Origin of the sequence: Sphingopyxis granuli NBRC 100800, from assembly GCF_001591045.1 — a bacterium.
GTDB lineage: Bacteria > Pseudomonadota > Alphaproteobacteria > Sphingomonadales > Sphingomonadaceae > Sphingopyxis > Sphingopyxis granuli.
The window spans coordinates 1-11614 of the sequence record NZ_BCUA01000104.1 but is presented as its reverse complement, the minus strand read 5'-3'; the positions used below and the strand labels follow the sequence as shown (position 1 = coordinate 11614).

The 11614-nt window shown below is 61.4% G+C and carries 13 protein-coding genes and 1 pseudogene; 5 read left to right on the top strand and 9 right to left on the bottom strand.

Features of this window, described 5'->3' with window-relative positions; genetic code table 11:
• Window positions 1-126, top strand: a pseudogene (locus SGR02S_RS20145) (IS3 family transposase); the annotation flags it as partial.
• A 359-nt stretch (window positions 127-485) separates the two neighbouring features.
• On the opposite strand, the gene SGR02S_RS17285 reads toward SGR02S_RS20145, so the two are convergent.
• Window positions 486-1061, bottom strand: coding sequence for a hypothetical protein (locus SGR02S_RS17285; protein ID WP_218000143.1), 576 nt, complete (start codon window positions 1059-1061; stop codon window positions 486-488).
• A 316-nt stretch (window positions 1062-1377) separates the two neighbouring features.
• Between SGR02S_RS17285 and SGR02S_RS17280 the strand changes: the two genes are divergently transcribed.
• Window positions 1378-1680 carry a hypothetical protein gene (locus SGR02S_RS17280; RefSeq protein ID WP_067112870.1) on the top strand — a complete coding sequence of 101 codons (303 nt, stop codon included), beginning with the start codon at window positions 1378-1380 and terminating at the stop codon, window positions 1678-1680.
• 95 nt (window positions 1681-1775) lie between these two features.
• On the top strand, window positions 1776-1991 hold the full coding sequence (locus tag SGR02S_RS17275; RefSeq protein WP_067112868.1) for a hypothetical protein: 216 nt from the start codon (window positions 1776-1778) through the stop codon (window positions 1989-1991).
• A 102-nt stretch (window positions 1992-2093) separates the two neighbouring features.
• Here SGR02S_RS17275 and SGR02S_RS17270 read toward each other — a convergent pair whose 3' ends face one another.
• Window positions 2094-2372: a DUF6961 family protein gene (locus tag SGR02S_RS17270; protein ID WP_067112866.1), complete on the bottom strand. Its 279-nt coding sequence runs from the start codon at window positions 2370-2372 to the stop codon at window positions 2094-2096.
• Between the two features lie 1000 nt (window positions 2373-3372).
• Here SGR02S_RS17270 and SGR02S_RS20140 point away from each other — a divergent pair.
• Complete coding sequence (locus SGR02S_RS20140) at window positions 3373-3528, top strand: hypothetical protein (RefSeq protein ID WP_156483117.1); 156 nt, start codon at window positions 3373-3375, stop codon at window positions 3526-3528.
• Between the two features lie 175 nt (window positions 3529-3703).
• Here the strand turns inward: SGR02S_RS20140 and SGR02S_RS17265 are convergent, their stop codons facing one another.
• The 6 genes from SGR02S_RS17265 to SGR02S_RS17245 form a co-directional block, all read right to left on the bottom strand.
• Window positions 3704-5071, bottom strand: coding sequence for an aminotransferase family protein (locus SGR02S_RS17265; RefSeq protein ID WP_067112864.1), 1368 nt, complete (start codon window positions 5069-5071; stop codon window positions 3704-3706).
• 73 nt (window positions 5072-5144) lie between these two features.
• Window positions 5145-5696 (bottom strand): TetR/AcrR family transcriptional regulator, encoded by a 552-nt coding sequence (locus tag SGR02S_RS17260; protein ID WP_067112861.1) that lies wholly within the window; start codon window positions 5694-5696, stop codon window positions 5145-5147.
• Between the two features lie 98 nt (window positions 5697-5794).
• Entirely contained in the window at window positions 5795-7969 is a 2175-nt protein-coding gene (locus SGR02S_RS17255) for a TonB-dependent receptor (RefSeq protein WP_169799704.1), read from the bottom strand.
• 106 nt (window positions 7970-8075) lie between these two features.
• The gene (locus tag SGR02S_RS17250) at window positions 8076-9284 is read right to left on the bottom strand and encodes an MFS transporter (RefSeq protein WP_169799703.1); all 1209 of its coding nucleotides are present in this window, start codon (window positions 9282-9284) and stop codon (window positions 8076-8078) included.
• 181 nt (window positions 9285-9465) lie between these two features.
• Window positions 9466-9633, bottom strand: coding sequence for a hypothetical protein (locus SGR02S_RS20310; protein WP_169799702.1), 168 nt, complete (start codon window positions 9631-9633; stop codon window positions 9466-9468).
• A 7-nt stretch (window positions 9634-9640) separates the two neighbouring features.
• Complete coding sequence (locus SGR02S_RS17245) at window positions 9641-10501, bottom strand: nucleotide sugar dehydrogenase (RefSeq protein ID WP_305852055.1); 861 nt, start codon at window positions 10499-10501, stop codon at window positions 9641-9643.
• Window positions 10502-10685: 184 nt separating this feature from the next.
• Here SGR02S_RS17245 and SGR02S_RS17240 point away from each other — a divergent pair, with 184 nt between their 5' ends.
• Window positions 10686-11189 carry a PilZ domain-containing protein gene (locus SGR02S_RS17240; protein ID WP_067112856.1) on the top strand — a complete coding sequence of 168 codons (504 nt, stop codon included), beginning with the start codon at window positions 10686-10688 and terminating at the stop codon, window positions 11187-11189.
• Here SGR02S_RS17240 and SGR02S_RS20425 read toward each other — a convergent pair.
• On the bottom strand, window positions 11175-11614 hold a 440-nt coding region (locus SGR02S_RS20425; protein WP_501193785.1), incomplete at its 5' end, for a VOC family protein. The genes SGR02S_RS17240 and SGR02S_RS20425 overlap by 15 nt on opposite strands.

The window sequence follows — 11614 nt, the reverse complement described above, 5'->3', positions numbered from 1 at the left end:
GCTGATCCTGCAGGAAGCTGCCAGGGGAAACTTCTGAGCCCCGCGCGCCGAAGGCGCTGTATCGACCACATCAGAAGGATGATGCCGGTGTCCGAGTGGCGGCTCTGCCATGTGCTCGGCCAACACTGGAGATGGAGGCGTTAATGCACTAACAAATCCCCGTGCACAACTCGGTGGGGGCCCGTCATTTTGGGATGCAGCGTTCGCCCTTATCATTCGGGTGCAGGGTTTGGCGGGTGCGTCCCGGGCCGAGCGCATGGCAGGATCGAGGACAGCGCTGCGCGATGCGTCGTTGACGCAAACGAGAACAAACTCCCAGTCGGTGCCTCAGTCTTCTTTGAAATGCCAGACGTGCCTATCGACAGAAGTCACGGTCGCCTGGGTTTTGCATGTCAGTGCCTGGTGAGAACCGCGCGGCAGTGCCGGGTCGCTTGTGCTATTCGATCATCGACTGCTGCCTGCACGATCGTCGGGCAGCGGATCGATCAGAAACCCGTCGAACCGGCGGGATCGCATTCCATTCGCAGAAAATTGATCGCATAGACTACGCGTTTGGCCATGGCATCGTCGCCTAGCAGAATCTGCGAACTATGCTCAGCGCCCTTGAACTTCAAGGAAACGACAGCGCCCTCCTGCACCGCCGACACGACATCGCCCCAGTGAAAGCCTTCGACATTGGTGCCGGGCATCTTCGCGTCATCGCCCCAGGCCTTTTTCAAGAAAGTCAGCGCGTTCTGCTCATATTTTTCGCCGCGGTCTGAAAAGACGAAACGCAATTGACTGATGTCGAACAAGATTCGGCTAACGCAACGCGAAAGGGCGCTTGCGTCGGTAACGAGCGTCCGGCCCCCAATAGAGGCGGTCTGGCCATATCGAAGATTGCGGCTGGCGTAGGCGATCCCGGTTCGCATCGATCCGGGTACATACCCCGCGTCGGTCAACACCAGCGACAGGAAGTACTGAGCGTTTTCGACGGTCTGTGTGTCGCCCTGTGCCGACGTGGGAAAGCTAAGACAGCCCGCCCCGATCAGCATGACGGCCCTAAGATAATTGCGCATCATCATCTCTCAGTTTCAAACATCCATGTGGCAGCTCATCTGGCATAATTTTCAACCCGTCGACTTGATAATCCATATTTGCTGCCTATCTGAGGCGCGCAATGTCTGTTTCTCTTAAATTCTGGAATTGCGGGCGCCTGCTGATTGGCGCTTAGCCGGACGCACGTCATGCCAGGCTGCGTCCGGTGCATGCATCCGAGCGCGCACGCTGCCCAGCGCGGGCTGCGACCCATTTTCTTCCGATGCAGGGCGAAACCCTTTCCCATCCGTGCAGTCACGCCCGCGCGGGCGCTGATGTAGCGCAAAGGAGATTCCAGACATGGCAACCGGGACCTATTCCCATTTGCGGAGAGCGTCACAGCGGACGCAAGAGACGGAAAATCTGCTCGCCCGTTATCCGCGGCTCAGTGAGCAGGAGCTAGCGCGGCTGATTGAAATATTCCCCACCCTACCGCCGATCGACAAGGCGGTAATCGCCGCCGACGAACGATTATCAGGCAAGCTAGCCGCCTTTTATCGCGATCACGGCGATAAGCTCTACCCGTCGCTCGCGGCGCTGTCCCTGCTTCTCTTTCTCCCCATCACCGCGGCGGCCGCGGCGCTGTGGTGGCTATTCGGCTGATTTCCGCGCCGCGATCCGCGCGCCCGACCGAACGGCCAGCGGCAGCGACCCAATTTATTCATTGGCGACATAGATCGCCCTGAAGGAAAGTGATTATGTCCACGAATGCATTTGCACGTTCCAGCGCTCATCCTGTCGACAGCCCGGTTCATCCTGGCGAGAACAGCAAGCCTCCCACGGCTTCGGCCACCGCGCTGGCGAACGAAGCCCGTTTCGCATTAACCGGCGAGGATATCTCGTCGCTTGCGACCTTCGTCCCGGTAGGCCTGCTTGCGCTTATCTCGTTCGGCGCGATGCTGACCTCGCACTGATCGCCCCTGTACCAGCGTTGGGCGGCCGCCAACGGTGCTGCCGCCCACCGCGCCCCTGCAAACATCCGTCATCCGCACTGCGCGTACGTCGGTGCCCTTGATTTACACTTTTTGCGTGGCAGCGGAGCAGTCCTGTTGTTTGCGATGCGCCGCGAACTGGCGATTTTCGGCGGCTGGCATTCGAACGATGCCAGGGTAGCGAATAGCGTGGAGATCCTCGAGGCATTGGGCCACGTTCGTCCAGAATTCGACATCCGCATAATTGCTGGCTCGCTGAAGCTCGGAAATCATCGCGGCAATCACCTTGGGTCCGCGGTCGCCATATCGGGATTCGATGGCGAGCGCCTGACCCCAAAGATCCTTGTCGGCCTTGGCTCCCATAGTTGCGACTCCGATTTTGTTTGCGTCAGCGTAGCACGAAAGCCCCGTTGCGCCAAAAGCGATCGCGCGGGCGAGTCAGCGCAACAATTCTGCACAAGGCGCGGTCCCGATCATAATTGGTCTCCATGCAACCACGGATTGAAGAGCCGAACGCCGGTCGCCTCGAAATCGGCCAGTTTCGGGCTACGCTCCATCGCGCCGATCGGGCGTCCTATTGCCTGCGCCGCCGTAACGATTCGGCCCCACGCGTGGGCAGTTTCGGCATCGACAGGCAGTAGCCGCGTTTCGAACTGCCTGGGCAATTGTTTCATCAACCACTGGTTGAGCGCGGCCTTGCATCGAGACGCTCTATTCCGTGTCGCAACTCGGCGAGTTACGCGATGCTTAGGTTAAGCTGTCCTTCTTTAAGACGGGCTCCCATAGATCCGGAGTGAATGGTTGGGGGCTAAGAGTCCGGTGAATGCCTCCCTTCATTGCGCAAACCAGATGGTCTAATGCAAACGTCGGATGGCGAGCAGGCCGGTGTCCGCAGCAGGCCCTGCGCTCATCTCTTCCGAACGTCGCGCAAAGAACGCGGATCATATTGTCGAGCCTAACGCGAGCTTCAACCAGGACCGCGGGCAGCGATCAAACTACGCACACCTTGCGCCGCCGGCGACTTGACATACGCCTCCCAGCAAAAGCCGGTTCGTGCCGAATGCGCGAGCCCCGCCGTATCGTGCGGATCGGGGTCGTTTGCCTTCATCCTTTGAGGCTTTGGCGCCTGCCGAGCGTCGATGCACACAAGCGGTACACCCAGTTCGCGAACGCCGTGGCGGATCGCTGGCAACATGCTACCAGGCTCGATAACGGCGCGAACGACCTGAACATATCTCTCGATCTTATCGGCTATCGCAGCTGGGCTGCTTCAATCTTATCTGGCGCGAGCTTTCGACCATTTTCGTCCACAATGAAGACCTGCGCGCTTTCCATCGGCAGGTCTAACCCGGCATAGTTCTCCATGGTCGGAGCCCGTCAGGACATCTTCATGATCAGCGCGAACATCGGCGCACTCGCTGGGGAGCTTGATATAAACCGTATGGTCGTCGGAGGAACCAAACGGATCTTCAAATTTGTCATGCGCTGCGCAATGCAGATCGGTGCCGTGAGTATCTGAGGGCGGCGGCGATTTATGGAGGAAACTGTATCGGCCGATCGATGCCCGACGTCGCGCTGGAGCATTTGGGGTCAGCCTATACTACGATGATGAAATATTATGTCGATGGCGCACATACCGATGTTTTGCTGAAAACGTCCATAGTGGCAGTCTTGGTATCTGACGTTCAAGAACGTCATGGTATCGTCATCCCTTGCTCCCACTGGTGCAGGGCGCGATCGACCCGATCCATCATTTCGATCATCTCGGTCTCGGAAATGATGAACGCAGGCGCGATCCACATCGGTAGACCGCGCTGCATCACCGGCCGCCGGTTCGGCCCGTAGAGCGTCGAATACATCGCCACCCCGTTTCGCAGCATCGCCGCCTGGAACTTGAGTTCTGCCTGCTCCTGCGGCGCGAAGAAATTGCGTTTCCCGTCAGGATCGGGCTTCACGAGCTCGAGCACCATGAACAGGCCCCACCCGCGCACGTCGGCGACGTTCGGATGCGCGAGCAGTCGGTCGCGATAGGAGAAAAGCTGCGCCTCGCGCTCGCGCACCGCCTCAAGCAGACCGTCCTCGCGGATCGCCTCGATCACCGCGCAGCCGACGGCACAGGCAAGCGCATTGCCGCCGTTGGTGAAGCCGTGCACGAACGCCACCCCCTTGTTGAACACTTCGTTCACCACGTCGCTGACGATGACGCCGCCGAGCGGCACATAGCTGGACGATACACCCTTAGCGAAGGCGATCATGTCGGGATCGACCGAATAATGGTCCATGCCGAACCATTTGCCGGTGCGCCCGAAGCCCGTGACGACCTCGTCGGCGATGAATAGCACGTCATTCTCGTCGCAGATGCGACGGATTTCGCGCCAATAGGCGTCGGGCGGTACGACGCCATAATCGGAGCCGCAGCCGTGCGGGGTGGCGATATAGGCGGCGACCGAATCGGCACTGTGATAGAGGATGGTCTTTTCCAGTTCGCGCGCCACGAGCACACCCCATTCGTCGCGCGACAGGCTTTCGGGTTTCCGATAGTCGCTATATTGCTCGATCTTGGGCCACTGCAGCATCATAGGATCATAGTGACGCGTCGTGCCTGGATTGCCTGATAAACTCATCGTCGCCAGCGTCATGCCGTGATAGGATTCATAATTGCTGATGATCTTGTGCTTGCCGCCATTTCCGCGCGCGACATGATATTGGCGCGCGATCTTGATCGCCGTCTCGACCGCTTCGGACCCGCCCGAAACCAGATAGCTGGCCCGCATCCCTTTCGGAGCGACCTCCGCGATGCGATCACACAGGTCAGCGCGCCGGCGGTTCCCGAGCATCGGATGGACATAGGCGTAAGAGGAAAGCTGCTCGGCGATGGCTTTTGTCAGCCGCGGGTGCCCATGCCCCATGCTGACCGCGAACGGACCGCCCGAAGCGTCGAAATAGCGTTCGCCCTGCGTATCGAAGAGAAAAACCCCGTCCGCGCTGGCCAGATCGACCGGCATGGGATGATAGGAAAACACATTGTCCCAAGTCGTTTCATTCCCGGTCGTGGTGCTCATATCCAATCCTTCATGATGACAGTTGTTATTAAAGTAGTGCGCTTTGGGCCGCTCGGCTTTTGAGACGGCTCTTTCAGGGAACTATGCTGGAGAAATGGCGGGTCAGGATCGCACGCTGGCGATCGCGCGGCAGTTTGTCGGGCGAGATGAGGATCTGGACACCCATGCCGTCGAGCAGCGCCAGCAGGCTGTCGCCTTCCAGCGCTGGGTCGATATCCGCGCGTATCTCGCCCCGCGCCGCAAGTTCGCGGAAACTGCTTTCCCAATTGCGGCGGAGCTGGTCATAGAAACGGGTATGCGTGGTCCCCCGGCGTCCGGCCCCGAACGACGCCGAGGTAAAGGCAAGCCAGGCCTTCCACCACTCGATCTGATCATCCGAATTGGGCAGGGTGTCACACAGATAGTCGATGACATCGGCGAGGCCGTAATCGCCGGACAGCAGCCGTCGGCGCCGGTCGTCGACGCCCGCGACGATTTCAGCCAGCACGACATCGAGCATCGCTTCCTTGTCGCGGAAATAATGCGTGAGCACTCCGGTCGTACAGCCGAGTTCCTGGGCGATGGCGCGCATCGACGCTTTGTCGAGGCCATCGCGCGCGATGACCCGCCGCGTCGCCGCGACCACCTCCGCGCGCCTGTTCTGACCGTCTGCAACCGTGCGTGACGCCGCCCTCACTATCCTCTCCTCCGGTAACGGCCGCGCCCGACGCGGCCCTTCGGCTCCTAGAATTGCGCTTTCACCCCCACGGCGACCCGGCGCGGCTCTGCGTACATCGACTGGGTAAAGCCCAGCGAGTTCACGTCAACCGCATAGAGCCGGTAACGGCGGTCGAACAGGTTGACCGCCGAGACATAAAATTCTGGGCCATCGTTGCCCACCTGATAGGCGATGCGCGCATCGACCAGGAAATTGGCGCGTTCGCGCGTGACGGGCGAATTGGCGATATTAAAATATTGCGACGACGCATGGCGGCCGTTGAAGTCCAGGCCGACCACACCGCTGCCGAGCGGCGCTTCGTAGTGCATCCCGGCAACCAGGGAAAAGCGGGGCGCATTGGCCAGACGCCGGTCGGCCTGGCTACCGTCGGGCAGGTCGATGTCGAAGGCCTTGGCGTGCAACAGTTCGAACCCGCCGCTGAGGGTCAAGCCGCGCACCGGGCGCAGGTTGAAATCGACGTCGACGCCGTAGATTTCCGCTTGGACGTTCGACAGGAAACTGCTGAGACCTTGCGACCGGAACGCCTGAAAATCCTGGTAATCATAGTAGAAAGCATTGACATTGAACCGCAGCCGCCGGTCCGCCGTTTCGGTCTTGATGCCGATGTCATAGCTGTCGAGCGTTTCCGGCTTGTAAGGCATCTGGGCCGGCGTAACATTGCTGGCGTCGAGCAGATTGTTGAACCCGCCCGATTTGAAGCCGCGGTTATAGGCGGCGTAGGCAAGCACCCCGTCGCCGGGGCGCCATTCAACCCGCGCCCGCCCGCTGATCCGGCTGGTAGCCTGCCGCGCCGCGTCGCCATTGACGGTGCGATTGAACTCAAACACCCGTGCGACATAGTTGGTCGGCGAATAAAGCCCCGAACCGTCAATGTCGGCGAACAGGTCCTGCGCGAAATCGACGTGCCGGACTTCGCGGGTCCAGCGCAACCCGCCCACCAGCGTCAGCGTGGGCGCCACCTTGACCGCCGCTTCACCAAAGAATGCGACCGACTCGGCTTTGAGGGCGAAGTCCGAGCGGAGTGCCGTATCGAGGAGATAGAGGTTGAAGTCGCGGTCGTTGCGCACGCGGTTATGGAAATAGTAGCCGCCAAGCACCCAGTTCACACTGTCGCCCGTTCCCGCCAGGCGAAGTTCCTGCGAGAATTGGCGGGTCCGGCTGTCCGACGCGATCTCGACCAGTTGGAGTGGCGTAACGTCAGTGTCTTCGAGGAATTCAGTTTCGTTGCGGGTGACGTCGGTGACCGACACCAGGTCGATGCCATCGGCCAGCGCCGCCTCCAGACGAAGCGTGCCGCCGACATTTTCCCGCCGATCGCGTCCGGGCGTGTTCACCGCGCCGCTGTGGGGATCGTCGTCGTCGAGCGCCGCGAGGCTCGGCGTGTTCGGCACTCCGAAAATCTGGTGTGCGGGCGTATCGATCGGAACACCCTGGCCGTGGGCGCCGGTTCCGGTCGCCTCGAACGTGTATTGCGGGCGGGATTTGCCCCGACCCGCCCGCAGGATCAGGTCGGCACGAACCGTATCGCCTTCATAGGCGAGACGGAACCGTCCGGCGAGCTTGTTGATCCCCGATCCGTCGGGTCCGTCGTGGTTGTCGATAAAGGATTCGGCCTGCTCGGTGACGACCGCGATCCGGGCGGACAGGCGATCGGCGATCGGCGTGTTGAGCGCGCCTTCACCATAGAAGCTGGTGTCGCCCGCGCGCAGATCGATGCTGCCGCCCCATTCATGCTTCGGCCGATTGCTGATGAAATGAACCAGTCCACCGGTCGCGTTACGGCCGAACAATGTTCCCTGCGGCCCGCGCAGCACCTCGACGCGTTCGATGTCGAATATCGGCGCCGCCGCCGAATTCAGCGAGGCGTTATAGACATCGTCGACATAGATCGCCACCGGCCCCTCGTTTCCGACGCCGAAATCGTTGAGCCCGACGCCGCGCAGGTTGAAAACGATCGTGCCGCTGCCGCCGGTGGGCGCGGTGAAATTCACCCCCGGGACCGCGCGCGCCAAATCCTTCCCCGACGCAACTCTCATCGTCTGCAACTGATCTCCCGACAAGGCCGAGACTGCGATGCCCACATCCTGCATCCGTTCCTCACGTCGCGACGCGGTGACGATGATATCGCCGGTCCCGGCGTCGGAGGCCCCCTCCTCCTGTGCTTGGGCCGCGGCGGGCAAGGCCGCAAGTGCGAAGAGGCAAGCGGTTGCGAGCATAGCTGACTTGGAATTCTTCATGACGTCCCTCCACTGGATATATGTTTGCATAATATAATCATGACTGTTGTTATGTATTATTGGCGTATTGAGGCTGAGAATCGTGCATCGGCGATCCGGGGTGATGCCGGACCAGCAGTGGCAGGATGGAAAGCAGCAGTGCGGTCCCGCTGTAAAAAGCTATCGCAGCAAAGCCGTGTTCCTCGATCAGCCACCCGGCCACATAAGGACTCGCGGCGCCGAGCAGCATCGACCATCCGTGCGCATAGGCTGCGGTTCGACCGCCATCCTGCTCTTCGAGCGCAACAGCAGTAAGGAACGGCAGAGTGAAGGTCAGGGCAAAGGCCTGCATTAACAGCGCCGCAGCATAAACGGTGGGCGACGGGGCAAGAATGATCGACAGATTCGACAAACCAAAGCCGGTCAGGCCCACCAGCGCCAGTGCGGTGCGCCGTTGCAGCCGCGCCGCGCGGGCCGCACAAGCGGCGCCGATGATCGCGCTCACGGCAGTCGCGGCAAGGATCGTCCCGATCGTCGCCGTCGGCAGGCCGAGGCGGTGGCCTACCCGTTCGGTGAAAGCCCAGACCGCCATACCGCCAATCTGCATGAATATCATCGCGACCACGACCGGCGGGACCGCGCCGCGGGGGTGCTTGGATGGCGAAGCCGAGGGCCGCACGGATTGCAGCCGGAGCGGAAGCAGAAAAGCCAGCGCCAGTTGGACCAGCGGAATCAGAGCCAGCGCCGCAAAAAATTGAGGAATGGTCAGATGCGGCACCGCCGAAGCGAAAGCGATGGTAAGTGCCGCAACCAGCGAGGACCCGATCACCACCGCGATGGCATAAACCCGGTCGGAATCCGCGCGATGCGACAATAGCGCTGCCATCGCGCCCATCTGAAACCCGATCCCCACGCCGCTCAGCCCAAAACAGAGCATCAGCATTTCGCTTTGCTTCGCAAAACCGGAAGCGACGTAGCAGGCCATCGTCCAGAGCGCCGCGATGATCGCGCTCCGGCGCATCCGCAAACGGCCGACGAACCGCCCCGTCAGGATGGTGGCAATCGCCATCGCCACAAAATGCGCGCTGATAACCAGACCCGCCTCGCTGGGCACCAGATCGAGCCGGTCGGTCCAGACCCCGTTGAGGACGGGCGTGACGTTGAGACCGAGTGTATAGGCCAGCATCAGCCCAACGAGCGCGACGACCAGACTGGCGGTACTGGAAGTGACCGACGGCGGAGCGTCGCCATCCACGAAAGCCGGTCCGGTATCGGTCATGCTGCCTCCCTCACGCGAATCGGGTTCGAGCCCGATCGTCGCTCTTACATACATAATAACTGTTATGATGCAATAAGTATCGATGCGCTATCCGGACGCATCTGACCGCACGTTCCGCAAAGTCCTCAAGCCAAGCCGTAAAAAAGGGCGGGGCGGGCACCGCGCGCCGCGCGAATAATCGTCAAGCTTCGGCGTCGGCTTGCCTTTCGAGTGCATCGGCGATCATCGCCGAGAGCGATTCCTCGGTCCGGATGCGCGCGACCGCGTCCTTGCTGTCGAGGTCCCGCCGGATCCATTGCGGCGCACGCTCAATCACGCGAAGGATGATGTCCGTCAGTTCCCGCGTCATGGCGCGCCTATGGCATCATGGTCATTGGGGGCAAGGCATCGGCCTCGAACGCGCGCTTCCCCCGCCGCTTCCACAGCGCGGCGCCATCATAGCCGAATGAGGGATTATTGTAGAATTGCCCGATCCTGGGATCGAGCCCGACCCCGTCGATCACCTGCCGGCTGTCGATTCCGTGCATCGCGGCATAGGTGTCGAGTTCGTTGAAGAAGGCGACGTGCATCGCAAGATAGGTGTTGGCGAACAGTTTGATCGCCTCGGCCTCGGTATTGCCCGTTTGCAACACATCGGTCTTGTCCTTGAGCGACGCCTGCTCGAGCGGCCGCGCGAAACCGGCGGCGCGCGGGTTCGTGTCGCCGACGATGATCCGCGAGGGATAGAGATTGTCGTAAAGCGCGCGTCCTTCGCGCAGGAACTCGGGCGAGAAGACGATATTGTCGCTGCCGAACTCGGCGCGCATGCGGTCGGTAATGCCGACCGGAATCCTCGATTTGATGACGATCAGCGCGCGCCGCGCGAGCGCCAGCGCGTCGGCGATGACCGCTTCGACCGTGCTCGTGTTGAAATAATTAATGTCCGGGTCGGAGTCGGTCGGCGTCGCGACAATCACGAAATCGCTGTCCCGATACGCATCCTGCTTGTCGGTCGTCGCGACCAGGTCGAGCGGCCGGTTCGCCAGATACTCCTCGATCTCCGGATCGGCGATCGGCGAGGTCCGGGCGTTGATGAGGTCGACCTTCTGCTGATCGATATCGAGGGCGACGACGCGGTTGCGCTGCGCGAGCAGCACCGCGTTCGATATGCCGACATAGCCGGTACCGACCACGGTGATTCTGGGCGAGCTGGCCGCCGCCGATTCGGTCTGGGACAAAGATGCGATCCTCGATTGGGTTGGCGAATCTAGCTCGTTCTCCACATGATGCTCAACCGTGAAGATTTGGTCTGCTAGCCACACTGCATACGTGCCACTCTAGCCTGCATCCGCCGCTGGCTACGAGCCGTGCCATCACGACACCGGCAAGATGATCTTAATCGTCATCTGTCATGATCAAATCATGAAACCGCTGCTCGCTCGTGTTCAGTTTGCCGGTGATCGCGATGCAGCGGAGCGCCGCCGGCTGGGGCGCCGCGCGATCTTTCTCGAGACCCCTGCGACCTCGCTCGCGACCGAAGCGGCCGTCATCATTCGCAATATTTCGCGCTCGGGTCTGCTCATCGAAACCGACGCGCCTTTCTCGCAGGGCGAGATGTTCACCATCGCGATGCCCGAAGTGGGACCGGTAACCGCCCAGATCTGCTGGCAGCGCGGACGCGAATTCGGCTGCACCTTTCTCATTCCCTTGGCGAGCAGCGCCGTCAGTGCGGCGCTGCTCTGCACCCCGGCTCCACCCCCGGACGGCCCTCTTGCCGATGAGTTGAAGGTCCTGGACGAGGGTGCCGCAGGCCTTGGGCCGGGCCGCGATGCGGCGCGCAGCGAACCCGCCCTTTCCTTCACCGCGAAGATCCTCGCCGGCCTGCTGCTCCTTTCGCTGCTTCTGCTTCTGCTAGCCGGCGCCTGAAGAGCCTCTCCCAGACGAGAGCCAATGCGCAGGCTGTCGAGGAATGGAGGTTCGAGCGTTCGGCCGTTCAAGCCCCGATCTGCGCCAGCCGGGCATTTGTCGAACCGGCCTGCCAAAGCTCGATGAATTCGAGCGGATCAAAGGGCATACCCGAACAGGCAAAGGCCATCGCGCTGTCGGCGAGAGGCGCGCAAAGCGCCTGGCGGCAAGCGGCTGGATCATCATGATTGTCGGCAGTAGCTCGATCTCGTTGTCGTCGGGATCGCGATAGAAGAGCGAGCAGCAAAAGCCCTGACTGATGGCGGTCTCCGGCCGGATGCCGCGGCGATCGAACTGAGCGCAGCACTCGGCGAGCGCGGCAAGGTCTGCGCAGCGAAAAGCGACATGATCGAAGCCGAGCGCGGGTTCGGCGGGGGGGGGGGGGG

Excerpts from the sequence above, each read along its gene's own strand:
- SGR02S_RS17285 (WP_218000143.1), bottom strand. The coding sequence starts at position 1,061 with ATGATGCGCAATTATCTTAGGGCCGTCATGCTGATCGGGGCGGGCTGT.
- SGR02S_RS17280 (WP_067112870.1), top strand. The coding sequence starts at position 1,378 with ATGGCAACCGGGACCTATTCCCATTTGCGGAGAGCGTCACAGCGGACG.
- SGR02S_RS17275 (WP_067112868.1), top strand. The coding sequence starts at position 1,776 with ATGTCCACGAATGCATTTGCACGTTCCAGCGCTCATCCTGTCGACAGC.
- SGR02S_RS17270 (WP_067112866.1), bottom strand. The coding sequence starts at position 2,372 with ATGGGAGCCAAGGCCGACAAGGATCTTTGGGGTCAGGCGCTCGCCATC.
- SGR02S_RS20140 (WP_156483117.1), top strand. The coding sequence starts at position 3,373 with ATGGTCGGAGCCCGTCAGGACATCTTCATGATCAGCGCGAACATCGGC.
- SGR02S_RS17265 (WP_067112864.1), bottom strand. The coding sequence starts at position 5,071 with ATGAGCACCACGACCGGGAATGAAACGACTTGGGACAATGTGTTTTCC.
- SGR02S_RS17250 (WP_169799703.1), bottom strand. The coding sequence starts at position 9,284 with ATGACCGATACCGGACCGGCTTTCGTGGATGGCGACGCTCCGCCGTCG.
- SGR02S_RS20310 (WP_169799702.1), bottom strand. The coding sequence starts at position 9,633 with ATGACGCGGGAACTGACGGACATCATCCTTCGCGTGATTGAGCGTGCG.
- SGR02S_RS17240 (WP_067112856.1), top strand. The coding sequence starts at position 10,686 with ATGAAACCGCTGCTCGCTCGTGTTCAGTTTGCCGGTGATCGCGATGCA.